Annotated in this window: 26 protein-coding genes, 3 tRNA genes and 4 pseudogenes; 6 read left to right on the top strand and 27 right to left on the bottom strand. The window is 32.7% G+C overall.

The window, feature by feature from the left end; genetic code table 11:
• Nucleotides 1-35 precede the first annotated feature (35 nt).
• The gene (locus tag JCM7501_RS09155) at nt 36-170 is read left to right on the top strand and encodes a hypothetical protein (protein ID WP_049766021.1); all 135 of its coding nucleotides are present in this window, start codon (nt 36-38) and stop codon (nt 168-170) included.
• Between the two features lie 251 nt (nt 171-421).
• Here JCM7501_RS09155 and cysK read toward each other — a convergent pair whose 3' ends face one another.
• The 8 genes from cysK to JCM7501_RS09120 form a co-directional block, all read right to left on the bottom strand.
• Entirely contained in the window at nt 422-1,360 is a 939-nt protein-coding gene (gene cysK, locus JCM7501_RS09150) for a cysteine synthase A (protein ID WP_028992211.1), read from the bottom strand.
• Between the two features lie 383 nt (nt 1,361-1,743).
• The gene (locus JCM7501_RS09145; protein WP_028992212.1) at nt 1,744-2,142 is read right to left on the bottom strand and encodes a HEPN domain-containing protein; all 399 of its coding nucleotides are present in this window, start codon (nt 2,140-2,142) and stop codon (nt 1,744-1,746) included.
• A complete protein-coding gene (locus JCM7501_RS09140) occupies nt 2,117-2,452 on the bottom strand; it encodes a nucleotidyltransferase domain-containing protein (RefSeq protein WP_028992213.1) in 336 nt (111 codons plus the stop codon). Before JCM7501_RS09140 ends, JCM7501_RS09145 begins: the two co-directional genes overlap by 26 nt.
• 353 nt (nt 2,453-2,805) lie before the next feature.
• Nucleotides 2,806-3,054 (bottom strand): DUF2442 domain-containing protein, encoded by a 249-nt coding sequence (locus JCM7501_RS09135; RefSeq protein WP_028992214.1) that lies wholly within the window; start codon nt 3,052-3,054, stop codon nt 2,806-2,808.
• Nucleotides 3,055-3,311: 257 nt separating this feature from the next.
• Complete coding sequence (locus JCM7501_RS09130; protein ID WP_256201339.1) at nt 3,312-4,121, bottom strand: NAD-dependent epimerase/dehydratase family protein; 810 nt, start codon at nt 4,119-4,121, stop codon at nt 3,312-3,314.
• A 112-nt stretch (nt 4,122-4,233) separates the two neighbouring features.
• A complete protein-coding gene (locus tag JCM7501_RS09125; RefSeq protein ID WP_162199506.1) occupies nt 4,234-4,683 on the bottom strand; it encodes a hypothetical protein in 450 nt (149 codons plus the stop codon).
• 355 nt (nt 4,684-5,038) lie between these two features.
• Nucleotides 5,039-5,167 (bottom strand): hypothetical protein, encoded by a 129-nt coding sequence (locus JCM7501_RS14945; RefSeq protein WP_256201338.1) that lies wholly within the window; start codon nt 5,165-5,167, stop codon nt 5,039-5,041.
• Nucleotides 5,167-5,412 carry a helix-turn-helix domain-containing protein gene (locus tag JCM7501_RS09120; protein WP_245599070.1) on the bottom strand — a complete coding sequence of 82 codons (246 nt, stop codon included), beginning with the start codon at nt 5,410-5,412 and terminating at the stop codon, nt 5,167-5,169. The genes JCM7501_RS14945 and JCM7501_RS09120 overlap by 1 nt, the downstream gene beginning before the upstream one ends.
• A gap of 139 nt (nt 5,413-5,551) precedes the next feature.
• Here JCM7501_RS09120 and JCM7501_RS15945 point away from each other — a divergent pair.
• Nucleotides 5,552-6,039: pseudogene (locus JCM7501_RS15945) on the top strand (recombinase family protein); the annotation flags it as partial.
• A 216-nt stretch (nt 6,040-6,255) separates the two neighbouring features.
• Here the strand turns inward: JCM7501_RS15945 and JCM7501_RS09105 are convergent.
• The 7 genes from JCM7501_RS09105 to yabQ all read right to left on the bottom strand — a co-directional run bounded on the left by JCM7501_RS09105 (nt 6,256) and on the right by yabQ (nt 8,938).
• Nucleotides 6,256-6,332: transfer RNA gene (locus tag JCM7501_RS09105), tRNA-Met, on the bottom strand.
• A gap of 7 nt (nt 6,333-6,339) precedes the next feature.
• Nucleotides 6,340-6,416 (bottom strand) — tRNA-Met (locus JCM7501_RS09100).
• A gap of 4 nt (nt 6,417-6,420) precedes the next feature.
• Nucleotides 6,421-6,510 (bottom strand) — tRNA-Leu (locus JCM7501_RS09095).
• A 96-nt stretch (nt 6,511-6,606) separates the two neighbouring features.
• Nucleotides 6,607-7,512 (bottom strand): Ppx/GppA phosphatase family protein, encoded by a 906-nt coding sequence (locus JCM7501_RS09090; protein WP_028992219.1) that lies wholly within the window; start codon nt 7,510-7,512, stop codon nt 6,607-6,609.
• Between the two features lie 80 nt (nt 7,513-7,592).
• Nucleotides 7,593-8,015, bottom strand: coding sequence for a S1 domain-containing RNA-binding protein (locus tag JCM7501_RS09085; protein ID WP_012996039.1), 423 nt, complete (start codon nt 8,013-8,015; stop codon nt 7,593-7,595).
• A gap of 87 nt (nt 8,016-8,102) precedes the next feature.
• Nucleotides 8,103-8,390, bottom strand: a complete 288-nt coding sequence (locus JCM7501_RS09080; protein WP_028992220.1) for an FtsB family cell division protein — start codon at nt 8,388-8,390, stop codon at nt 8,103-8,105.
• 71 nt (nt 8,391-8,461) lie between these two features.
• Nucleotides 8,462-8,938, bottom strand: coding sequence for a spore cortex biosynthesis protein YabQ (gene yabQ / locus JCM7501_RS09075; protein WP_028992221.1), 477 nt, complete (start codon nt 8,936-8,938; stop codon nt 8,462-8,464).
• A gap of 77 nt (nt 8,939-9,015) precedes the next feature.
• Here yabQ and JCM7501_RS09070 point away from each other — a divergent pair, with 77 nt between their 5' ends.
• On the top strand, nt 9,016-10,635 hold the full coding sequence (locus JCM7501_RS09070; RefSeq protein ID WP_012996042.1) for a putative manganese-dependent inorganic diphosphatase: 1,620 nt from the start codon (nt 9,016-9,018) through the stop codon (nt 10,633-10,635).
• Nucleotides 10,636-10,638: 3 nt separating this feature from the next.
• On the opposite strand, the gene JCM7501_RS09065 is transcribed toward JCM7501_RS09070, so the two are convergent.
• From JCM7501_RS09065 to yabN, 7 genes and pseudogenes are all read right to left on the bottom strand, one after another.
• Nucleotides 10,639-11,268: an MtnX-like HAD-IB family phosphatase gene (locus JCM7501_RS09065; protein ID WP_012996043.1), complete on the bottom strand. Its 630-nt coding sequence runs from the start codon at nt 11,266-11,268 to the stop codon at nt 10,639-10,641.
• A gap of 16 nt (nt 11,269-11,284) precedes the next feature.
• Nucleotides 11,285-11,944, bottom strand: coding sequence for an extracellular solute-binding protein (locus JCM7501_RS09060; protein WP_028992222.1), 660 nt, complete (start codon nt 11,942-11,944; stop codon nt 11,285-11,287).
• Between the two features lie 107 nt (nt 11,945-12,051).
• Nucleotides 12,052-12,348, bottom strand: coding sequence for a sporulation protein YabP (gene yabP / locus JCM7501_RS09055; protein WP_012996045.1), 297 nt, complete (start codon nt 12,346-12,348; stop codon nt 12,052-12,054).
• Nucleotides 12,349-12,447: 99 nt separating this feature from the next.
• Nucleotides 12,448-13,427 (bottom strand): annotated as a pseudogene (locus JCM7501_RS09050) (SpoIID/LytB domain-containing protein).
• Between the two features lie 55 nt (nt 13,428-13,482).
• Nucleotides 13,483-13,728 (bottom strand): RNA-binding S4 domain-containing protein, encoded by a 246-nt coding sequence (locus tag JCM7501_RS09045; RefSeq protein ID WP_028992223.1) that lies wholly within the window; start codon nt 13,726-13,728, stop codon nt 13,483-13,485.
• A 56-nt stretch (nt 13,729-13,784) separates the two neighbouring features.
• The gene (locus JCM7501_RS09040; RefSeq protein ID WP_003869740.1) at nt 13,785-14,060 is read right to left on the bottom strand and encodes an HU family DNA-binding protein; all 276 of its coding nucleotides are present in this window, start codon (nt 14,058-14,060) and stop codon (nt 13,785-13,787) included.
• Between the two features lie 79 nt (nt 14,061-14,139).
• Nucleotides 14,140-15,627: a bifunctional methyltransferase/pyrophosphohydrolase YabN gene (yabN, locus tag JCM7501_RS09035; RefSeq protein WP_028992224.1), complete on the bottom strand. Its 1,488-nt coding sequence runs from the start codon at nt 15,625-15,627 to the stop codon at nt 14,140-14,142.
• A gap of 150 nt (nt 15,628-15,777) precedes the next feature.
• Here yabN and JCM7501_RS09030 point away from each other — a divergent pair.
• A pseudogene (locus tag JCM7501_RS09030) lies at nt 15,778-17,089 on the top strand (tetratricopeptide repeat protein).
• Nucleotides 17,090-17,101: 12 nt separating this feature from the next.
• Nucleotides 17,102-18,343: an MFS transporter gene (locus JCM7501_RS09025; RefSeq protein WP_028992226.1), complete on the top strand. Its 1,242-nt coding sequence runs from the start codon at nt 17,102-17,104 to the stop codon at nt 18,341-18,343.
• Nucleotides 18,344-18,353: 10 nt separating this feature from the next.
• Here the strand turns inward: JCM7501_RS09025 and hydF are convergent, their stop codons facing one another.
• From hydF to JCM7501_RS15640, 3 genes and pseudogenes are all read right to left on the bottom strand, one after another.
• Complete coding sequence (gene hydF, locus JCM7501_RS09020) at nt 18,354-19,580, bottom strand: [FeFe] hydrogenase H-cluster maturation GTPase HydF (protein ID WP_012996051.1); 1,227 nt, start codon at nt 19,578-19,580, stop codon at nt 18,354-18,356.
• Nucleotides 19,577-21,000: pseudogene (locus JCM7501_RS09015) on the bottom strand (aspartate ammonia-lyase). Before JCM7501_RS09015 ends, hydF begins: the two are co-directional and overlap by 4 nt.
• Before the next feature lie 72 nt (nt 21,001-21,072).
• Entirely contained in the window at nt 21,073-21,285 is a 213-nt protein-coding gene (locus JCM7501_RS15640; RefSeq protein WP_012996053.1) for an ATP-binding protein, read from the bottom strand.
• 199 nt (nt 21,286-21,484) lie between these two features.
• On the opposite strand from JCM7501_RS15640, the gene JCM7501_RS09005 reads away from it, so the two are divergent.
• Nucleotides 21,485-21,862: a desulfoferrodoxin gene (locus JCM7501_RS09005; RefSeq protein WP_012996054.1), complete on the top strand. Its 378-nt coding sequence runs from the start codon at nt 21,485-21,487 to the stop codon at nt 21,860-21,862.
• A 65-nt stretch (nt 21,863-21,927) separates the two neighbouring features.
• Here JCM7501_RS09005 and JCM7501_RS09000 read toward each other — a convergent pair whose 3' ends face one another.
• Nucleotides 21,928-22,344 (bottom strand): FMN-binding protein, encoded by a 417-nt coding sequence (locus JCM7501_RS09000; protein ID WP_012996055.1) that lies wholly within the window; start codon nt 22,342-22,344, stop codon nt 21,928-21,930.
• Nucleotides 22,345-22,483: 139 nt separating this feature from the next.
• Nucleotides 22,484-23,410: a prenyltransferase gene (locus JCM7501_RS08995; protein ID WP_012996056.1), complete on the bottom strand. Its 927-nt coding sequence runs from the start codon at nt 23,408-23,410 to the stop codon at nt 22,484-22,486.
• Nucleotides 23,411-23,414 lie beyond the last annotated feature (4 nt).

Genomic DNA, 23,414 nt, shown 5'->3' with positions numbered 1-23,414 from the left:
ATTGTAATGTGTATTAAGGAGGAAAAATAAAATGGATGCCACAACTGCGTCCTAGTAATATTGTGGAAAAATCAGGCCTTGACAAAAAAGAAGTTGAAAAGGCTATTAAAGAATTAAAAAAAGAAGATTTAATAATGTCTCCTAAAAGATGCTATTACTCTGCAAAATAATCTGTAAAAAAAAGAGAGTGCAGATTTTACACTCTCTTTTTTCTATAACCAAAACTTTCTAAAACTACTCTTTCAATACTATTTATCCTGGCAGTTATACAACTAAAGCAATGAACAAATTTTTCCCGGATATTGCCGGATATAATGCGTACAACTTTCTGCATTCTCCCTCTGTCACATTGGGCATTACAACATTTGCTCCACAACGAAGTGCTGTCATTCTTCCATTAGGATTAAATTCATTATGGCGTTCAATATTCAAAAAATTTGTGCATACTTAAATATCTTTCCCCAGTATCAGGTAGTACTGTTACAACCCGTTTTCCTTTCCCGAGGTGATTTGCAACTTCAATTGCCGCAAAAACATTTGCCCCGGAGGAAATACCGCAAAGAATTCCTTCTTGTTTTGCAAGTATCATTGACATCTCAAAAGCATCTCTCTCTTTTACTTTTATAATTTCATCGATAACGTCAAGATTTAGTGTATCAGGAACAAATCCTGCTCCTATTCCTTGTATCTTATGAGGTCCAGGTTCGCCGCCTGACAATACAGGAGATTCCTCTGGTTCTACTGCAACAATTTTTATATCTTTGTTATATTGCTTTAAAACTTTCCCTACTCCAGATATTGTTCCCCCTGTGCCTACACCTGCTACAAATGCATCCACTATCCCATTTGTATCTTTTAATATTTCTTTTGCCGTTGTAAGTTCATGTATTTCTGGATTCGCAGGATTTTTAAACTGATCTAGCATTATATAGTCAGGATTTGATTTCAAAATTTCTTGTGCCTTTTTTATAGCTCCTTTCATGCCTTCTGCACCGGGTGTTAAAACAAGCTCTGCTCCATAGGATAAAAGTAAATTCCTCCGTTCTATACTCATAGTATCAGGCATTACAAGAATCAACCTATACCCTTTTACAGCACTGACCATCGCAAGACCAATACCTGTATTTCCACTGGTAGCTTCAACAATTGTCCCACCAGGTTTTAATCTTCCTTCTTCCTCAGCCTTTTTTATCATATTTAATGCAATTCTATCCTTAACACTTCCACCAGGATTAAAAGACTCTAATTTTACTATGACCTCTGCCGCGTCTTCTGGAACAATCCTATTTAACTTAACCATAGGTGTATTGCCTATAAGCTGGGCTATATCCTCATAAATTTTGTTTTGTCTTTCAGACATAATTTTTGCCTCCTTTTAATTCCGAGTATTTAGATAGGAATTATATGATTTCTCTTTTAAAGGTATCACAATCCAATATCAATGTCAATAGATATACGTTAATATTGTTATTTTATCATTGCTTATAGTGACATCAATTTGCGGAAGCTAACAAGTAAGTCTAATGAATAACAAAAAAGCTGTCCACATCATGCCTATTGGCGGTGATGTGAACAAGCTTTAAAAGGAGAGAGATATTACACTTCATACTCTAACTCAAAATAATCGCTTTTTCATCTCCTTTACAGAAACTTTGGTAGAAACATATGTCACCAGCATTTCCTTTGTATAAGAATGGTACCACATTAGCGAACCGCTCTCAATTATGAACGTACTTTTGTATTTTATGCAGAACCCCAAATTGCACTCTTACAATAAGAAAAGATTTCCTTAGCATACACCATTGTTTTTTCAGCTGTTTTAATATCAGGCATTCCTAAAGCTGTTGTACCTGGCATAGCAGTAGGATATCTTGTTGGAATATAAAACTGGTTTAATACTTGGACTTTAGATAAAAAATCTTCAAAAGTTTTATCATATTGTGTACAAATACTCACAAGATCTATTAAATTATGAATTCGAGGAGGATTATGTTTCTGACTTACCAAAAATGCTTTTAAAGCTTTTTCCGCAGCTTGATGTGAAAAGAAGCAGACCATATTGTATTTGCCTGCTTTAAACATAATTTCTGCTGAGTCAAGGTCATCCATAGCAAAGTCAAGCCATTGTTTTGCTTCTTTCATAAATAACCTTTCCCTTCTTTAATATTTCCTCACTGTAAAATATACTTTCTTTCATTTCTTCTACTTCCTTTGGGGTATACACTATAATATCCGTGCCAACAGTAGGCTTAGCAATTTTAACAACTTCTTCTAATCTTTCATAGAAAGGTTTATTAGTATCCTTTATGACTATTAAATCAATATCACTCCATTCATTTATTTTTTTTGTTGCTAATGAACCAAATAATATTATTTTCTCAGGCTGATATTCCCTTATTAGCACATCTACAATTCTTGTAAGCTCACGATTTAACTGTTTTATTCTGCTCATAAAAAACACCTCAATTTTAAGTTTTATCTTTTATTCTATTATACCAAATCGTGACTATTTCGTAAGGCATCACTTCCGTCTTTTTGATTTTTTATTTCATTGGTTCAATTTCTAAAAGATGTGATATAATAGATAAAAGGACACTTCGGGTGTCATAGATATGTGGGATGTGGGAATAGGTAGATGTGAGCTACCTATTCTTTTTTTAACTTATCTCTATTTTAAAATTTGCAATTTCTACTTTAATTGTTATGGCTTTGGGTGTATTAACTACAATGAACAATCCTACAACTAGAGATGTGATGTCAAAAATACTGTCAATATTTTTATTCTTCTCTTTCCTTTAAACAAATTTAAACTAGTTTAATTTCTTTATCATTTTTCCAAAGCTCATATTCACTCAAATCTAGTTCACTATTCCAACTCACACCATATCCCCCAGCATCAACTTTTACCGCTTTAAAAAAGGCTTTGTTTTTCAATAACTCAAATGGCCACTCATTAAGTTTTGGCTTCATATCATATTCTTTCACAGTTCCATTGTCAAAAACAACAATCAGTTTATAATCATCTGTTGCTTTTACGCTTACAACTTTATACATTTTTCATCACTTCAATCCAGGCAATTTTCGAAATACTTGAGTTTCCCACATCTTCTAGCAGTTCACGTTGATATTTACTAGCCCACTCAACGACTAAATTAAACTTCTTTCTTTAAGCCAAAGCACTGTATCATATATTGTTTCCTTTATAGGTCTCGGATTATATCCTAATTCTTTTTTAGCTTTTCCATAAGTGAAATCTGAATTACTATTTAAACTATAAATAGCATAAGAGGTACATGTAGGTTTTCCTTTTGTTATTTTATAGTAAATGTCAGCAAAGTATGAAAAAAACTCACCAATATATCTATTAATAATAGGAGGTTTTTTATTCCTGTTATTTCTTCAAGATAAGAAAACAGCTTTTCTATAGTAATTACTTCTCCCGAAAGAATATAATTTTCGCCTGCTTTCCCTTTCTCCCATGCCAGTATTATACCTTCTGCTACATCTCTTACATCAACAAAATTATAGGCACCTTCTATTAAAAACTTATATTTTCCCATTAAATAATTAATTATAACCTGATTCATAAAAGAAATTTTATAATCATAAGGTCCAATAACTCCTGAAGGGTGAACAACAATAGGTTCGATACCTAATTTTTGTGATTCTAAAACTTTTGCTGTAGCAATTGCTTTTGATTTTGCGTAATCACCTTTTACGTAAGCCGGATTAAAATCTTTGTTTTCCTTAATTACTTTTCCTTTAGGTTCTTCTTTTAATGCATGGACCGAACTAACATAAACAAGTTTCTTTATATTATTTTTTATGCACGCTTCTATTACATTTTCTGTTCCACACACATTTACGTCATACACTCTTTTATCTTTTGTAAAAATTGAAATAAGGCTTGCAAGGTGAAATACAACCTCGGCCCCTTTGAAACAATCAACTAGGTGAGTTTTATTTCGAACATCTGTAAATTCAATTTCAACATCCAAGCCAAATATAGAGGTTAAATTTTCACCTGGAGGTACTATTATTTTTATCTTATAACCCCTTCCTAACAATCTCTTCACTAAAACATTTCCAATATGACCTGTTCCACCAGTAACTATAATCACTATATTCTCCTTCCTTGATCTTCGAGTTCTTTTTTACTTACCTTCAGTTTCCCGTCTTCATTTTTATATTTTATTTCAGTTTCTGTGGAATTAAAAAATTTTTTTACTTCTTTCACAAAATCATTTGTACTATATATGCCTCCAAACAAATTAGGTGCTTCAAACTTAATGCAACTTCATAAATTTTTTGTGCTTTTTCAACATGATCCCAAAAAAAATTTTCAAAAGTAACAGGTTCAATTGTGAAATTATAACCATATATTCTTGTTCTTGGTACGAATATTCCTCTAATCCTATTTATTGCTGTATTTCTATCTTGAAAAACAGAAGATTTATGTTGAACTAAAATTAATTGTCTTTTTAAATCAAAAACTATATATACAAAAGGATAATCTAGTTCTAGGAAAATTTTAATATCATCCTCTGTAGGTCCATGCTTTTTTCTAATTTTTTCAGACGCAAATTTACAAAGATACAGATGGTTATTATATTTTCTCGTTAAGAACAAAATATCTTTGCCTTTCTTGTATATTATAAAATAATGAAAAACTTCCATAGTCAATTTCTATAAATATCTCTTCACCTTTTGTTTTTCTTTCAATTGTTCCTGTAATAAAATGATAAGATGTAATACCTTTATAACCCACCTTTTGGTTTAATTCATATTCTATTTTTTTGTATGTTGCGTAACTTAAATAGCCGTCTTTTTCGACATCTTTAATATATTTTTCTGCAATACTTTCTATTATATAGTATGCTCTTTATGCATACTATTTATATTGTAAACCGCAGGGAAAACCATAACAAAGATAAAAATTAATAGGCTTATAATAATTATTAGTCTTATTTTTAATTCCTTCCTCCTAATAAAATTATATTTTTGTTAAACCTGATTTTGGGCATACTACGGCTATATACTAGGTTTTTATCATCAATTTCCAGCCTTCTCCGGCTTTTTCTATTTTTATAGGTACTACTTTCATAAGCTCTTCAGCTATTCTAATAAGTAGGTCCTTATTTTTCATGGGCTTAAATTCAATCCACATTATCTTCTACCTCCCATGGCGATTACTTTGCTGGTACCTTTCTCTTCTTCAAACTTCTTCTGCATCCATTCTTCTAAGCCTTTTTTAGGAATTATTATTTTCTTGCCGTGTACTTTTAGTGAGGGGAAGTCTTTATGCTTTGCAAGCTCATACATATAGCTTTTGCTTACACTTAGCACTTTTGCTGCTTCATCTATTATGTAAGCATCAAGTAAGGATAAAGACTTTTGTTCTTCAAATGCCAAATTTAAATATGGTTCTTACTTTATTAACTTTTGAAAATCAAGAAGAAGAATTTACTGACAATGAATTTGATGATTGGTAATAAGAGGTGTTGAAAGCAATCTTACAGTAAACTTAAAATAAATCTAGAGGAGGAGTTATATGTCAAGTGCAGAAATAAAAGCCGCAGCATACGCAAGGTACTCCAGCGATAATCAGCGAGAAGAAAGCATTGAAGCTCAATTAAGAGCTATAAAAGAGTACCGCGAAAAGAATAATATACAGCTAGTAAAGATATACACTGATGAAGCGAAAAGCGCTACAACTGATGATAGGCCAGCATTCCTGCAGATGATAAAGCCAGCTCACTTAAATGCTTTTTAGGCCAAATTTAATGGAGGCATACCGCCGCCCCTTGGGTACGACATTGTGGATGGGAAATATGTGATAAACGAAAAAGAAGCTGAGGCAGTAAGATTGATTTTTGAATTATATGCACAGGGATATGGATATAGGCAAATAATTGATGAATTAAATTTAAGAGGCTACAAAACTAAGAAAGGAATCCATTTAGCAAAAACAGTATTCATGAAATTTTGCGAAATGAGAAGTATACTGGCAAATACATATTCAATAAAGGTACAAAGAAATGAGAATAAAGGAAATAAGCAGCTTGCCCGACACTTCTTTTATAACAGAAGAAAAAATAAGACAGTACCTTTTAAAAGACAAAGAAGTGTTGGAAGCGGGTGACCCTCACAAAATTAAACAAATTTTACCAACATATATCAATAAAATAATCGTCTACCGTGATAGAATTGAAGCCCATTTCAGGCTTTCGATAGACGATACAGTTTGCGCATGGCTGGTAGCGGCGAGTGGATTCGAACCACCGACACTGCGGGTATGAACCGCATGCTCTGGCCAACTGAGCTACGCCGCCATATTTTTGGTTGCGGGGGTAGGATTTGAACCTACGACCTCCGGGTTATGAGCCCGACGAGCTACCGGACTGCTCCACCCCGCGACATTGGTGCCGGAGACCGGACTTGAACCGGTACGGGCTTTTAGGGCCCGCAGGATTTTAAGTCCTGTGCGTCTGCCAGTTCCGCCACTCCGGCATTATCTCCTTGAGACAGTATTATTATATTATATCTATATCTCTAAGTCAATAGTTTTTTTACCCATTTCTGCAACTCCAAATGAAAAGTCCCTTTTTATAACTTAAATCTTCCAAATTTACACAACACTGCTCCTTCCAGGTTATCCCACTCACTAACGGTTATTTCTTTAAAACCCAGCATTTCTAATATGGTCAACAATATAGCAGTTCCAGCAATTATTATATCAGCTCTTTGGGGCTGCAATCCAAGAATTTTTTTCCGTTCTGTCAATGTAACAGACATAAATTTATCTAAAATCTTTTTAATTTCTTCTTTTCTTAGCAGATATCCATGAACTTTTTCTTGAGAATAAATTTCCAACTGCTGTGAAACGGCAGCAAGTGTTGTTATAGTTCCTCCTATTCCAATGATATTTTCAGCTTCTTTGTATTTATTAATGGAATTTACCATTGTATCTATTATATGCAACCTGATTTCATCATATTCCTCAGCTGTAGGAGGGTCATTTTTAATAAATTTTTCAGTAAGCCTCACAGCTCCAAGATCGAAGCTTTCCTTTTTAAATTCATTACCTTTGTACGCTAATTCAGTACTTCCTCCTCCTATATCTAACACCAGTGCATTTTTCTTATTAATTCCCATCACTGCTCCCATATATCCAAACAAGCTCTCTGTTTCTCCATCTATGATTTCTACCTCTAATCCAAGTTTTCCAATTTGCTCAAAAAAAGCGTCTTTATTTTTAGCATCCCTCATCGCAGATGTTGCAAAAGCATATATAGTTTCTGCACCTTTATCTTGGGCCAATTTTACAAAGTGTTCAATTACTTCAATGCTTCTCTGTATAGCATTACTATTTAACTTCCCCGTTTTGGAAATTCCTTCCCCTAGTCGAGTTATTTCAACATCTTTTTGTATCTTGTTTATATTTCCATTATCTATGTCACATATAAGTTGGCGTACCGAATTTGTCCCTATATCAATCGCACAAATTCTCATAATAACCCCCAACTATCACAGGTAAAAACCTGTAAAATTTCTTGTTCTTTTTATGAAAAATCTTCGGGCATAACCCGAAGTTAATATCCATTGCTTTTTCTATAGCCTGTGTTTCTTCTCTTGGAATCAAAATTCTTTCGCAGCTGTTGCTGTCTCTCATCTGAATCTTTCAAAAACTTAAGCAATTTCTCTTCAAAGGAACTATTAGTATTATAATTCCTATTGCTCTGCCATACAAAATCCTTTGGCTCTCTTTCTTTATTATTTTTAGGCAAAGCCTTTTTGATTGACAAACTTATTCTCCCACTAGAATCCATGGACAATATTTTTACTTTTACTTTATCATGCTCCTTCAAATGCTCCCTAATATCTTTTACATAGGTATTAGCAACTTCCGAAATATGCACCAACCCAGTTTTCCCTTCCGGTAGCTGAATAAATGCTCCAAAGTCTGTAATGTTTAACACGGTGCCCTCAACAACATCTCCAACCTCAAATGGCATATAAACAAAGATCCTCCCTTTAAAAATTTTATTAATGAGTTTATTATATATTAAGATACAAAACATTTCAAGATAAATTTTCTGAAATTACTTTTTTGTCTCTTGAAACTTAGTTTTCGAAACATCTACATAAATTATTTCTCCTTTTTTAACCAACCCCAATTTTTGTCTTGCCTCATTCTCAATAAAACTTTCACTGTTTATCTGATGAAGTAATTCATTTAAATACTTATTCTCTTTCATTACAGCAGCTTCTTTATTTTTCAAATTCCTATACCTACTATCAAGTTTCTCTAATACAACTTGCTGCTGAAAAAAGGTAAATCCAATATATGCAATAAAGGCAAAAAACAACATCTTCTTTAGTTTTTTCACTCATAACACCTGCTTTCACAATACATATTAATTTCTATTAATTTTTATTCGACATTTCTTTAAAAAATCCTTTATTTTTTTCTCTTGAAAATCTTAAAATGGGTTAAATTATTTTCTAGAAAAGCGACAGGCAAAGTTAAAATTTTTTTTGTAAACCTATAAGGAACAATAATAAAATTGACTACTATTCTAATAGGGTATATAATAATTTCTGCCATCTTTCTTAAAAATTTTAATGTAAATTCAAAAACTCCAATTAAAGCTTGGGTAATGAAATAACTTAACAACACATAATAAAGAATGATTCCAATTGCAAATCCCAAAAAACTATAAAACCGGATTTCAACATAATTGCTTATATACATAAAATAAAGCATAGTAATTGTCCCAAAAAGCCAAAATATAATATCGGCAATATTAGAAAAAGTTTTTCTAAGCCTAAAAACTTGCCTTGTCACTTTAAAAATATCGTATATAAATCCCAGTACAAAACCACCATATACTGTTACTAAAAATGCATAAATTTGACTTTGTATGGTTATTACCATTTACATACCCTCCTTTTCTTGTTATATTATATTTATCTACTGCAGCAAGAATGAAACTAAAATAGGGGCGATGCATCATGACAACAGTATATGTTTCAGGACATAAAAATCCAGATACAGATTCTATCTGCTCGGCTATTGCTTATGCATATCTAAAGCGTATGTCTGAAGGTATAAATGCTATACCTGTTAGATTAGGTCCTATAAACCGAGAGACAAAATTTGTGCTAGACTATTTTGGAGTAGAAGAACCTATTTTTATTGAAAATGTATATACCCAAGTACAAGACATTAAATTTGATAAACCTCTCGTTTTTAAAGAAAACACTTCCATGTTTGAAGCATGGAACACTATGATGGAAAAAAACATTAGAACAATAGTAGTAGTAGATGAGGAAAACAAATTAATGGGAATTGCAACAGTAGGAGATTTAGCAAAAGCATATCTTTCTTCTTCTCATGAATTATCTAAGTATAAAATCCCTATTGACAATATACTAGCTACTTTGAAAGGAGAAGAAACTTTAAGATATGTAGATTATCTTGAAGGCGACATTTTAGTAGCTGCAATGTCTAAAGAAAATGTGTTAAAAAGAATAAAGAAAGGAGACATCTTAATCGTTGGAGACAGAGACGACATACAACAAGCTGCGATTTTACAAGGAATAAAAGCTCTCATAATTACTGGCAATAACAAAGTCTCAGAAAAAATTCTTGAACTAGCTAAACAATACAAAGTAACTATTATAAAAGTGGTACCAGATACGTTTGACACTGTTAAACTATTAAACCAAAGTATACCATTATCATATGTAATAAAAAAGGAAGATCTAGTAACATTCAGAATTAGCGATTATATTGATGATGTAAAAGAAGTAATGTTAAAATATAGATACCGCAACTTTCCAATTGTCGACGAAGAAGGAAAAGTTGTAGGACTACTTGCAAGGCGACATATTTTGGACTATGAAAGAAAAAATGTCATAATGGTTGACCACAATGAATTCTCACAAGCAGTTGAAGGAATAGAACAAGCAAGAATATTAGAAATAATTGACCATCACCGAATTGGGACGATAGAAACAGAGCAGCCAATACTATTTAGAAACCATCCTGTAGGCTCTACCGCTACAATTATAAATCGACTTTTTGAAGAAAAAGGGCTAATTCCAGAACCAAAAATAGCGGGAATAATGTGCGCTGCTATTTTATCAGATACTCTTGTATTTAAATCCCCTACGTGCACACCAGAAGACGTAAGAGCAGCTAAGAAACTTGCAGAAATTGCCAACATAGACATAAATGAGTTTGGACCTGAAATGTTCAAAGCAGGTACCTCTTTAGAAGGGAAAACTGTTGAAGAAATATTTTATACAGATTTTAAAGAATTTACAATAAATAATTATAAAATCGGCATAGGTCAGGTAAACACTCTTACAGATGCGGGAGAATTAAAACAACAGCTTATAAACTTTATGGAAAAAGTGAAAAAAGACAAAGACTACGATATTTTATTGCTTATGTTGACAGACATAATAAATGAAGGTTCCGAAATACTTTTTGTGGGAAACAACAAAGAGCTGTTACAAAGGGCTTTTAACGTTGAAATAAAAAACAACAGCTTTTATTTGCCTTATGTCATCTCTAGAAAAAAACAAGTATTGCCACCCCTTGTTAAAGCGATAAACACCCACTGAAGTTTATCGCTTTAACTTTTCTATAATATCGCTAAAATTTCTAAAAGAAGTACATGGAATCTCATTTTCTTTACAGTATTTTTCTAAAACTCCCTTTGCAAAGACTTTATCCGCATGTTGAGAGACGCAAAGGTCTGAATATCCATCACCTACATAAACTACATAATATCCCCTAATTTTGTATTTATTCAATACTTCCAGTTTACACATGCCACATTTATCACAATCCTTGCTTTTATGTGGAAAATCCACTTTTATTTTTCCATCCTCAAACCAAAGTTTGTTACTATAAAATTTTACATCAAAACCATATTTATTCATAATAGTTTTTATATTAAAATCATACCCATCGCTTACTATTACAACTTCATAATCTTTTTCTCTGCAAAAATTTAAAAACTCCATAAAATAATCATCTATTTCAACTGTGTAAAGCAAATCTAAAAGCTTTTTCTCATCTACTTCCATAAGTTTTAATGTTTCAATTGCACATTCTTCAGTAGACATTTCCCCCTTTTCCCATAACTTTTCATAATACTGCCATCCATCTTTTGCAAACTCTTTAACCATTAAATCAACAGTATCAACTTTGGTTACAGTACCATCAAAGTCTATCAAAAAAACCTTCTTCAATTCGTTTCACCACCTTTTATTTTATATCCAAAAGCCATTTTACAAATTTTATAGCTAAATCTTTGTGTTGTCCATTCGACATAATTGCAATAATTTTATCACTATAGTCATATTCCAGGTCTTCTAAATATTTATTACCCCTTCCAACGTATATACCGTAAACACCTGGTTTTACCTCAGCAGAATCTTCTTCTATTTTTACTACATTTAGCTTTGTTAAATTTAACTCTTTTACCTTATCTAATCGCAAAAAAGCTCCTTGTCTTGCCAATATATCAAAATTATTTTTATCTAAAACAATGACGTCTATATCTTGAGCCCCTATTCTGGCCATTAATTTTTGAGTTGAGGCAGGGTCAAGAGTAAGATTACCATTTAGACCTTTTACAAGCCTATAAAAATCAACAGAAGTTTGTTTTTTCCCAGAAGGATCGCCAATTAATTCTTTAGTGACTTTTTTAGAAAATTCACTTTGTCCATTAAAATCAACATATTTGCCAATTAAAGCGATATTTAATACGTAATCCTTTCTATTAATAATACTACTTGTAAAAGAAACTAACAAATAGATCACTAATATACTTACGATAATATGAACTTTATAATAATCCCATATATATTCTACTTTTTCTTTTGTAGTCATGTTTCTAAACCAATTTTTTCCCCTATCACTCATTTGTTCCAACCTTTCTACCTCCTCTGCACAAAAATATTCAAATTTATTATAACAATTAAATTTTTTAAAATCGAGTACATAAAACAAAATAAGCCGCAACATGCGACTTATCGAAACATTCTACCTATGAACCCCCCTGATTTTCCTATAAGACCACTTTTGTCACTGTAATTTAGATTTACTACTTCACCATCAATTGACACTTGTCCATCATCAAGGTTCAATTTATTAATGTGAAGCCCTTGACCTCTTATCGTCAAAACTCCTAAATCCGTTTCTAATATTACTGTTTCTTCGTCAAAGCTTACAACATTTGTTACCCCAGAAATACTGATTCTTTCTCTATTTTCAATTGTAATATTATGAGGTTTTCCTGTTCTTGAAAAGTTCCTTTTATCTTCCATTTTAAACCTCTTTAAACCTCCCCTCTTTTTAATAGACTATTATTTATCTATGAATCTTGTACTTTTTTTAGAACAAAAAAATCCTCCTTCCGGAGGATTTTAATCCCAAATTTTTACTATATTTATGCCTTTAAAATAATAGTTTAGTATATCTTTTGCCCTTTTCCCCTCTTTAGCCATCTGATATGCTCCCCATTGAGACATTCCTACGCCATGCCCAAACCCTCTTCCTTTTATCACCAATTTACTTCCATCGTAAGAAACTTCATCTATCATAGTGGACTTTAACCTTTCACTTCCAATTGCCATTCTAAAATCAGGAGCATTAACAGGCGTTTTGTCAAAAAGAAAAGTTACAGTTCTTCCTGAAGCCCCTTTTGCACCTATTTTCACAGTTTTAAAATCGTTTATATTAAGCCCCATTTTCTTCAATGCATTAATCACTTCACTTTTGGTAAAAGTAGCTGTCCAATGCTTTACATTAGCCGGCGCACTAGGACTTTCATTTGACTTTACACTCACAATATAAGGAGGTTCTGGCTCTTTGTAATTAAGGCCTTCTTTAGCTAAAGCAGTTTGTCCTGCTGCATGAGAGTGAAACCATGCATTTATAAATTTCCCGTCATAGGCAACAACTATACCTCGAGTATCTTTTACCGCTTCTTTTATTTTTGAATTTACATTTGAAGGATTCCAAGCTTGAGCCTCCTCAAAATCCGTTGATATATCGGCTCCTGGATATTTAGACTTTTTAGTACTTACAAAATTTAAAACATATGTTCTCGCTAAAATCGCCTGAGCTTTTAAAGTTTCAATTGGCCAATAATTTTTATTTCTCCTGCTACTGTACCTTCAACATACTTCTCTAAAGGCATATTTTCAATTTTACCTGTTTGTACAACATAAACTTTAAGAACGGGTTCTTTATTTTCACCCCTACTGATTTTTGCGGGTATTTTAGGTAGTTCCATTCGAGGTGTTCTGACAGGTTCTGGTTTTTTTGTAGGCGGTCTGCAAGCAGTCATGGCAAATAACAAAGCTACCAACACCGCAATTAATTTCAGTATGTTCCTATACAATTAAAATCCCTCCTATACTTTTGTTTATAGTATTTGAGGGATTTTCACAAATCATTCATTCTTCTATCAATTTATACATTTTGTATGCCTCGTCTTTTAAAGCATGTTCCTTTACGTCTATAACCTCTATTTTGACAATTTTATTTCCAAAGTTTACCTCTATTATATCATGTTCTTTTACTTCGTCACTAGCTTTTGCTTGCTTGCCATTTATAAAAACTAATCCTTTGTCACAGGCCTCTTTTGCAATCGTACGCCTTTTGATAAGCCTTGAAACTTTCAAAAACTTATTAACTCTCATGTGCTTTTTACCCCCATTTAAAAGTAAGAAAATCAGGTCATAACGACCTGATTTTCTTAAGAATTCACTAAATCCTTTAACGCTTTTCCTGCTTTAAAGATAGGAGCTTTTGAAGCAGGAATCGTTATTTCTTCTCTTGTCTGAGGATTTCTTCCTTTTCTTTCAGCTCTTTCTCTTACTTCAAATGTGCCAAATCCTACTAATTGAACTTTGTCACCATTTTTCAATGCTTCTTCTACTGCTTCAATGAAAGCATTTAATGCCTTTTCAGCATCCTTTTTTGTTAATTCACTTTTTTCTGCAATTTTCGCAACAAGATCTGCCTTATTCACAACAATACCTCCTTAGTTTAAAAATATTTTACTCTTATTTTTATTCTTCATAAAATCGAAAAATCCTGCTAATTTACGCTTATTTTTCATTTTTTTTATTAAAATTATTCATCTTCGCTTCATTCCACAGCTTGTCCATGTCACTTAATGTCATTTCACTCAATTTTTTTCCCTTGATTGCTGCAGTTTTTTCAATGTACTCAAATCGATTTATAAATTTTTCTACGGTGTTGTGAGTTGCACTTTCTGGTTCTACATCTAAAAATCTAGCTACATTTACAACTGCAAAAATTAAATCTCCAACTTCCTCAATAATCTTTTCTTTATCTTTCCCTTTATACACCTCCTTTAATTCTTCTAATTCCTCATAAATTTTAGAAAGTGCATCCTCAACCCTTTCCCAATCAAAGCCCACCTTTGCAGCTTTTTCTTGAATCTTAAAGCTTCGCATAAGAGCAGGCATATACCTTGGCACATCTTTTAAAACTTCCGTATAAGAATTTAAATTCTTCTCCTCTTTTTTCAACTCATCCCATTTTTCTAATACTGCTTTAGAAGTTTTCAATTCTTCTGTCCCAAAAACATGAGGATGCCTCCAAATCATCTTTTTGCATATGCCATCTACTACATCGTCAAAGTTGAATGTTCCCCTCTCCTTCGCAATTTGTGAATGGAAAACAACTTGTAAAAGCACATCTCCTAATTCTTCTGCCATTTTATCCTCAGACTCTTTTTCAATCGCATCAATTAACTCATAACTCTCTTCCACCAAATATTTTTCAAGGCTCCGATGAGTCTGCTCTTTATCCCATGGACATCCTTTTTCACTTCTTAAAATCCGCATTATCTCTAAAAGGTCATATATATCATACTTTTCTTGAAAAAGTGTTTGCACAGGAGGTATGTACAAAGAAGTAAGATAATCAATCCAATCAAGTCTATCAATCATATAAAGTGGCATCGTCTCTATTACCTGTTCCCCTGGAATTCCCGCATTTTTTATAACAGTTACAGGATAACTGTCCCCATAAACTTCTGCCAGTTTTAACTTCACTTGTGAAGCCACGAATTTATCATACACTTGAACAACAATATTAGCACATCTTTTATCAGGCTTTTGCACCTCCAAAGACAAACCATCAATTATTTTTAGGCCATATATAGGGTCAATCTTTAATTCACTTATAATAGCATCAATAAAAGAAATAGCTGGAATAACTTCTATTGATATATCGGTATAACTGTTATAAAAGTTTAGTATATATTCCACAGATTTTTCTGCTACATAAGGATGCCCTGGAACAGCGTATACAACCTTTCGATATTTTTTTGCTACATCTATTATTTCCCGAGCAATATTTTCATAAACTTCTTCAAAAGTAGTACTTTTTTCGTATATTTTGTCAAAGGTGTCGAAAACAATTCCCTGCGCTTTAAGAAAAGGAATTATTGGGTGTTTTTCTGTCCGTAAAAAAACTTTATCAGCATTTTTCATTTTCTCTATTGTCCCCAGTGTAATAGAATCTGGTGACCCAGGCCCTAGCCCTATTATATATAGTTTATTCACAATAACCACCTCAAAGTCAAAATGTACAAATAATATTATATCACGTATTTTGGTTTTATATAATTAAATTTATCGTATACTTGCCCGTTGAAAAATTTGCTAAATTAAATTATAATATATTTTAGTACGCACATTAAGGAGTGGTAGTACATGGATATGGCAGAATTAGGTAGAAGAATTAGAGAAGAAAGAAAAAGACAATTCTTAAAACAAGGAGATTTATCAGGAGACGAATTTCCAAAGGCTATATAAGCCTTATAGAAAAAGGTAAAATAAGTCCTTCCTTAAAAGCTTTAAACTTTATCGCCCAAAAATTAAATAAGCCGGTTGTATACTTTTTAGATGAAGACTATGTAGAAAAAGAAGAATTAAAAAAGGAACTTTCCAAATATAAAAACATACTCGAAAAATTTTTAAATGCACAAAGGGCATTTGATAGCAAAAATTATGAAGAAGCTATTAAATTATACCTCGATATTTTAAACAATGCAATAGATGAATATTCATCAATTGATAAATTTATCTAGCTAAATCTTATTTAGTTATTAAAGATTACCAAAAGGTTCTTGAAATTTTAGATAAAATATCTTCTTATTTTGAGAAAAATTCCTTCAATGAAACTATGGTAGAAATTCACTACATGAAAGGCTTGTCTTTAGGCAATTTACAAAAATTCCAATCTTCCCTGGAAAATTATTTAAGAGCTTTAGATGGCTTCGAAAAATATTCTTTGAGAAACACTGAATTGAAATCCCGCATACTTTTCAGTATAGCAAGTTTATATAGCAAAATGGGAGAATTTATTAAAGCAAGAGATTATTATATAAAATGTCTTGAGTATTCTACACAAATCAAAGCAGTAGACTTTATTGCTCTTTCCAACAATGGGCTTGGACTTGTAAATTATGAACTTAAACAATACAAAGATGCTTTAAAGTACATAAGGCATGCCATTTTGATAAGCAAAACATTAAACTTAAAAGAAGATATTGCTAATGAATATAATTACTTAGGATTTGTATATACAGATTTAAAAAAATATGACATTGCAGAGAAATATTTTCTTAAAAGCTATTCATTATACAAAGATTTAGATGACAAAAAAGGAATGGCATATAATTTAACAGAAATAGGAAGAATTTATTATTTAAAAGAAGATTACCAAAAAGCACTTGAGTATTTAAATGAATCATTAGAAATTGTAAAAGAGATAAACGAACAAGAAGAAATAGGAAGAATTCATACAATCCTTGGAAACTTACACTTAAAGCAGGGTCAATTTGAATTAAGTGAAAAAGAACTTTTAAAATCTGTGGAAATACTCAAAAACCTTGGCCTCAAGAAAGACTTGTCCGAAGCCTATAAAGGATTGGGAAATCTGTATATTGCTCTAAATAATACTGAAGAAGCCAAAAAATATTTTAATCAATCGATAGAACTATTGTATGAAAATTTGGCATAAGGAGAAATAGCAATGAACATAGTAGAAAAATTAGGATGTTCGTTTCCTTCCCTTAAACACAAAAATTTCAGATTGTTCTGGTTTGGACAGATGATTTCCCTTATAGGCACGTGGATGCAAAATATAGGCCAGGGTTGGCTAGTTCTCGAATTGACAAATTCTTCCTTTTTGTTGGGCCTTGTAAGTGCTGTTCAGTTTTTGCCTGTGATGCTTTTTTCTTTATTTGCAGGCGTTGTAATAGATAGATTTCCAAAAAGAAAATTGATTTTATTTACACAAACAAGTTTTGCAATTTCCGCCTTTATCCTCGCAACTTTGACTGCTCTAAAAATAATAAATTATTGGGAAATATTGGCTTTGGCTTTGTTTAATGGTTTTTTAAGCACGATAGACATGCCAGCAAGACAATCCTTCATAATTGACCTAGTCGAAAAAAAAGACTTGATGAATGCCATTGCTTTAAACTCAGCAGTGTTTAATGCAGCAAGGATAATAGGTCCAGGAATTGCAGGAATATTAATTGGCAAATTGGGATATGCCGTCTGTTTTTACTTGAATTCTGCAAGCTTTATTGCTGTGATAATAGGACTTATATTAATTACAGTAGAAGGTATAACACCAAAAGCTAATGACGGCAAAGCAAAAATCTTTGATGACTTAAGGGACGGATTGAAATACATTAAAAATACCCCTGTTATACTCACTACAATACTCATGATTGCTATTTTAAGCATTTTCTCTCTGAACTTTAACGTATTAGTACCTGTTTTTACTAAAGATGTTCTTCACAGAAAAGCGACAGATTATGGCTTACTAATGTCAGCAATGGGAACAGGAGCGCTGATAGGAGCATTGACGCTAGCTTCGGTAAGTGGAAGAGGAGTAAAGCCTGTCTATCTGTTTGGCGGTAGCATTGGACTTAGTATTTTTCAAATACTTATAGGTATACAAAGTAGTTATTTATTAACAGCTTTACTTTTAGCTTTATCAGGCTGGTTTATGATAACCTTCAACTCTTCTGCCAACACCACAATACAAATTAATACAGCAGATGAATTCAGGGGGAGAGTGATGAGTGTTTATTCTTTGGTTTTTGGTGGAGTAACTCCTATAGGCTCACTATATGCTGGCACACTATCGCAAAAATTTGGCTCTCATATAACTTTTATAGTAAGTGGAATAATCACACTATCGTATACCCTTTATGTCTTATTGTTTCAATATAAAAAAGTTTACGAGACAACGAAAGTGTAATCGTCCTATTCTATTCTTCCTCATAAACCATTTTTGCCAGCGGAAACATTTCTATAGCTCTTGGCATTAAACCTTGAACATAAGCTATTAATATCCCATAGTTTACTATTGGAATGTTTTTGCTTTTTGCATATGAAATTCTGTACATCATTTCCCTTCTGTTCAACATGCATGCTCCACAATGTACAATCAAGCTATATTCTTCGAGATTGTCTGGAAAAGTTATACCACTTGACCACTCAAATTGTATGTCTCCTCCAACAATCTGGCGAATCCATCTGGGTATTTTTACTTTTCCTATATCATCAGGCTGCCTGTGATGTGTACATCCTTCAGCAATGAGGACTTTATCACCAGGTTTTAGTTTTTTTATTGCTTTTACACCTCTTACAAGTTCCTCCAAATCACCTTTATATCGTGCAAAAAGAATAGAAAAAGATGTAAGCGGTATATCTTTAGGCGTATCAGCGCTAACTTTCAAAAAAGCCTGAGAATCTGTAATAACTAATGATGGCTTTTTCCCTAGATTTTGAAGTGTTTCTTTTAACTCATGCTCTTTTGTGACAATGGCCATCGCATCATTGTCAAGAATATCTCTTATTGTTTGTTGTTGGGGAAGTATAAGTCTTCCTTTTGGAGCAGCTTTATCTATAGGAATAACAAGAACTACAAAGTCTCCAGGTTTTATGAGATCACCCACAATCGAAAGTTCCCTGTCGTCATATGGTGCTTTTTTTATTAACATCATTTTTAGGGCTTCAATTCCATGTTTTTTTAAAGCAGAAACTTCAATAAGCTCTAGTTTTAATCTTTCTTCCCATTTTCTCTTATCTTCCTCAGAATATTGTGACAAATCTTTTTTATTTATTACCCCTACAACTGGAATATTTTTATCTCTAATGACTTTCAAAACATTTTCTTCGAACTCTGAAAGCCCTATAGTGCCATCTATGACAAGAATTGCAAGGTCTGTTCTGTTTAAAACTTCATAGGTTTTTTTTACTCTAAGTTCCCCTAACTCTCCCGTATCATCAAGTCCAGCAGTATCGATGATTACAACTGGTCCTATTGGAAGTATTTCCATTGCTTTCGACACAGGATCAGTAGTAGTACCTGCAACATCAGATACAAGGGCTACTTCCTGGTTTGTAAGAGCATTTATAAGGCTTGATTTTCCTGCATTTCTCCTGCCAAAAATAGCTATGTGAAGCCTGGAAGAAACAGGTGTCGTGTTCATAATCGTTTTTCTCCTTTCAATTTCCTTTTTCCTGGTATTCCTGGCTTTGTCATTTCATAAGGGTTAAATATTATATTAAGTTGCTCCTCTGTAAAGAGTCCAGCCTCTAACACAACTTCCCTTATGGTTTTTCCTTTTTCTTTAGCCATTTTTGCAATTTCTGTTGCCTTTTCATACCCAAGGTAAGGAACTAGCACAGTTGCATATGAATAGCTTTTTTCAATAGTTTCTTTTAAGTAATCTTTATTCGCAGTTATTCCCTTAATGCATTTATCTATAAATATTCTTATAGCATTTCTTAATAGATCTATCTGCATAAAAAGATTATATGCAATTTGAGGCAATGTGAAATTAAGCTCAAATTCACCTGCTTGGACACATAAAGTTATTGCATGGTCACATGCTATAACTTGAAACGCTGCCTGCTTTACAGCTTCAGGTATAACAGGATTAACCTTACCAGGCATAATCGATGAACCTGCCTGTACTTCTGGTATATTAATCTCCATGAGTCCACATTTAGGTCCAGACGACATAAGTCTTATATCATTTGATATTTTTATAAGGTTTGTGGCTGCCGCTTTTAAAAGCCCAGATACCTCAACAAAAACATCATTGTTCTGGGTAGGGTCCATCATATATTCCGCTCTTGCAAGTCCTAGTCCTGTTATTTCTCTTAATATTTCTATAACTGAGAATATATACTTTAGCTCGGCATTTACTCCTGTCCCAACAGCAGTACCGCCAATGTTTACCTGTCTCAACCTTTCTTCAACTTTATATATCCTCCATCTGTCCCTTGCAACTGCTTGTGCATATGCACCAAATTCCTGACCAAGCATAACAGGAAGAGCATCCTGTAACTCGGTTCGTCCCATTTTACATACATCAGAAAACTCTTCTTCTTTTTCTTGAAGCACACTTTGAAGCTCAGTTAAATCTTCACTCAAAGGCTTTAAAAGACGTATTGCTGCAATTCTCACCGCTGTCGGGAAAACATCATTTGTAGATTGACTCAAGTTTACATGTTCCAGTGGGTGTACAATAGAATAGTCCCCTTTACTACCCCCCAGTAGTTCTATTGCCCTATTTGCAATAACTTCGTTAGCATTCATATTAGAAGAAGTACCTGCACCTCCCTGGAGGGCATCAACAATAAATTGATCATGGTATTTACCTGATATTATCTCATCACAAGCTAAAATTATTGCCTTCGCTCTTTTTCATCAAGCAAACCAGCTTTCATATTTGCAATTGCTGCAGCCTTTTTGACCATCGCAAGCGATATAATAAGTTCTCTATGAATTTTTTGTCCTGATATATTAAAATTTTCATAAGCTCTTAATGTATGTATGCCATAATAAGCATCAACTGGAACCTCTTTTTGCCCTAGCAAATCATGCTCAATTCTATATTTCATAAAAATTGCCTCCACTTTATATATAAATCATCAATATAATCAATAATACAGAAACGTCAGATTGTCAACAATTTATCGATATTTAATAGTCAAACTTACAGTAAAAGCAGCACCCTTGTTTACTTCGCTTTCAACGGCTATACTTCCACCATGTTCTTCAATTATTTTTTTTGCTATGGCAAGTCCCAATCCTTGTTGCTTATGAACTTTAAAATTGCCTCTTGCCATCTCCTGAGTCGCCTTTTTCACCATGTTAAGAGGTTTTGTAAGTACATATATTATCATACTTTCATAAAAATTAACAAATGCATTTTTTCACTTTTCCGATATTGTTATTTACTAAAAAATTTCTTTTCCCTCTTGAAATCCAAAAAATTTTAATGTATTATAAATATAAAGGATAATATATTTCCATTAAGATGTATTATCTAAGGCAAATTAATTCTAGTTGCACAGTTTTACATAATTTAAAGGAGGAATCAAAATGGCTGACTTATATGGCGTTTATAAATGCGAAAAGTGTGGAAATATTGTAGAAGTGCTTCATGCTGGCCAAGGGACATTGGTATGCTGTGGCGAGCCAATGGTTAAAATGCAAGAAAAAACAGGAGATGCAGGTACAGAAAAGCACACACCGGTAATTGAAAGAAATGGGAATCTCGTAACGGTTAAGGTAGGAAGTGTACCACACCCAATGGAAGAAAAACACTGGATTGAATGGATTTCTCTCTTAGCTGGTGGCACATACATGAGAAAAGTGCTAAAACCAGGTGAAAAGCCAGAAGCAGTTTTTGTGACAGATGCAAAAGACTTAAAAGCATGGTCCTACTGCAATTTGCACGGTCTATGGAAATCTGAGTAAAAATAAGGCGAAAAGCCCTTATTTTTTACTCTCTAACTTATACTCTTTTCTATCTCTCCATTAAATTATTTTGCGTTTTTCAAAGCCTCTGTAGCTAACTGTTTGAAAGTTTCTGATGTGTGTGTAGCTCCTGTAACTGTATCTACTTTAGTAGGGTCTTGCTTTTCTACTAGTTGCTGTTCCAACTTTTCATATGCTTCTTTAGGCGTGATATTAACCTTTGCCTTCATATTTTCAGCATATTGTTGATCATCTCTCTTTAATTGACCATCTTTGTTAACTTCATTATAAGTTACAGAGGCTATCTTGCCATCCTTTACAGTTACTTCTATTTGTCCTTTCCAACCATGTTCGTCAAAATCAGGTTGTTCTGCTGTGTAAGTACCATCTTTGTAGCCACCACTTGCTGTTTTTGAAGAACAGCCGCTCATAACAAACAATGCCAGCAATCCTACTAGCGCAACAGTCAAAATTCTTTTCATAAAATTTACACCTCTCCTTACATATAAATTTTATAGCCTATGAATATTATAACATCACGTTAAAATAATATCAATTACAAACAAAAAACTTATGTTCATTTTGGTAAAACTTTTAAATTCTCCTTCTTAATTTTATATATTACAATTTTAAGAGCGCAGCTATAATCATTGAAAATCCTGTTATTTGATATATCTTCACAGTATTAGCATTTGCTTTTATTAATCTAGGTATATTGTCATAATACTCGCGAGCAATTTTTACAGATTGTACTGCTAAAGGTAGTGTTACAAAAGATAATAACCATAGAATATTTTTAGTAACAATAGCTATTACAATAAAAGACAAGTATGCTGCCCCATAAAGTACTGCATATACAATTACACCTTTCTCTTTTCCAATTCGTACCAATAAATTATATTTATGACCTTTAAGGTCTGCCTCATAATCAGGATACTGATTTATCCAGAGGACATTAGTTATTAAAAATCCTATCGGTAATGAAAGTAATAAAATATCTCTACTTATGTGATGAGTCAAAACCAAGTACATACCTGTCATAATTAAAGGTCCAAAAGTTACTCCAACTGCTACTTCTCCAAGACCTATATAACTAAATTTAAAAGGAGGTAAACTATAAAAAATTGATATTAAAATTCCTAATAAGCCAATTATTAATACTAAAGGTTCACGAAAAATCACAATGATTAAACCTATTAAGCAGGCACCAAGCATAGTTAAAACTGCGATAATTATTGTCTCTTTAACTGTAAGTTTACCTTCAACAATTGTCTTTTTTCCTCCACTAAAAGGAGTTCTTTTATCAGGAGTCACAAATGTATCTACTCCCGATTTATAATCGATAAATTCATTAACAGCATTTTTTCCAATTTCAATAAGGTAAATACCTATTACAGATATAAAAAACCATAAAAAATCAAATTTACCCGTTTTTCTATAAGCATAAGATGCTGCAACAAACATGGGAACCGTAGAAGCTACCCATATCTTAGGGTCTGCTAATTGCCAAAATCCCCTCCAAATCCTCCAAAATTCTGATTTGTTCATAATG

The organism is Thermoanaerobacter thermocopriae JCM 7501, assembly GCF_001310975.1.
Classification (GTDB): Bacteria; Bacillota; Thermoanaerobacteria; order Thermoanaerobacterales; family Thermoanaerobacteraceae; genus Thermoanaerobacter; species Thermoanaerobacter thermocopriae.
Note: the sequence above shows the minus strand (reverse complement) of the source record. Positions and strands in the feature narration are given on the sequence as shown.

Excerpts from the sequence above, each read along its gene's own strand:
- JCM7501_RS09045 (WP_028992223.1), bottom strand. The coding sequence starts at position 13,728 with ATGAGAGTTAATAAGTTTTTGAAAGTTTCAAGGCTTATCAAAAGGCGT.
- yabP (WP_012996045.1), bottom strand. The coding sequence starts at position 12,348 with ATGGAAGATAAAAGGAACTTTTCAAGAACAGGAAAACCTCATAATATT.
- JCM7501_RS14945 (WP_256201338.1), bottom strand. The coding sequence starts at position 5,167 with ATGTGGATTGAATTTAAGCCCATGAAAAATAAGGACCTACTTATTAGA.
- JCM7501_RS09060 (WP_028992222.1), bottom strand. The coding sequence starts at position 11,944 with ATGAGTGATAGGGGAAAAAATTGGTTTAGAAACATGACTACAAAAGAA.
- JCM7501_RS09155 (WP_049766021.1), top strand. The coding sequence starts at position 36 with ATGCCACAACTGCGTCCTAGTAATATTGTGGAAAAATCAGGCCTTGAC.
- JCM7501_RS09145 (WP_028992212.1), bottom strand. The coding sequence starts at position 2,142 with ATGAAAGAAGCAAAACAATGGCTTGACTTTGCTATGGATGACCTTGAC.
- yabQ (WP_028992221.1), bottom strand. The coding sequence starts at position 8,938 with ATGGTAATAACCATACAAAGTCAAATTTATGCATTTTTAGTAACAGTA.
- JCM7501_RS15640 (WP_012996053.1), bottom strand. The coding sequence starts at position 21,285 with ATGATAATATATGTACTTACAAAACCTCTTAACATGGTGAAAAAGGCG.
- JCM7501_RS09085 (WP_012996039.1), bottom strand. The coding sequence starts at position 8,015 with ATGCCATTTGAGGTTGGAGATGTTGTTGAGGGCACCGTGTTAAACATT.
- JCM7501_RS09070 (WP_012996042.1), top strand. The coding sequence starts at position 9,016 with ATGACAACAGTATATGTTTCAGGACATAAAAATCCAGATACAGATTCT.
- JCM7501_RS09090 (WP_028992219.1), bottom strand. The coding sequence starts at position 7,512 with ATGAGAATTTGTGCGATTGATATAGGGACAAATTCGGTACGCCAACTT.
- JCM7501_RS09140 (WP_028992213.1), bottom strand. The coding sequence starts at position 2,452 with ATGAGCAGAATAAAACAGTTAAATCGTGAGCTTACAAGAATTGTAGAT.
- cysK (WP_028992211.1), bottom strand. The coding sequence starts at position 1,360 with ATGTCTGAAAGACAAAACAAAATTTATGAGGATATAGCCCAGCTTATA.
- JCM7501_RS09005 (WP_012996054.1), top strand. The coding sequence starts at position 21,485 with ATGGCTGACTTATATGGCGTTTATAAATGCGAAAAGTGTGGAAATATT.
- JCM7501_RS09000 (WP_012996055.1), bottom strand. The coding sequence starts at position 22,344 with ATGAAAAGAATTTTGACTGTTGCGCTAGTAGGATTGCTGGCATTGTTT.
- JCM7501_RS09135 (WP_028992214.1), bottom strand. The coding sequence starts at position 3,054 with ATGTATAAAGTTGTAAGCGTAAAAGCAACAGATGATTATAAACTGATT.
- JCM7501_RS09025 (WP_028992226.1), top strand. The coding sequence starts at position 17,102 with ATGAACATAGTAGAAAAATTAGGATGTTCGTTTCCTTCCCTTAAACAC.
- hydF (WP_012996051.1), bottom strand. The coding sequence starts at position 19,580 with ATGAACACGACACCTGTTTCTTCCAGGCTTCACATAGCTATTTTTGGC.
- JCM7501_RS08995 (WP_012996056.1), bottom strand. The coding sequence starts at position 23,410 with ATGAACAAATCAGAATTTTGGAGGATTTGGAGGGGATTTTGGCAATTA.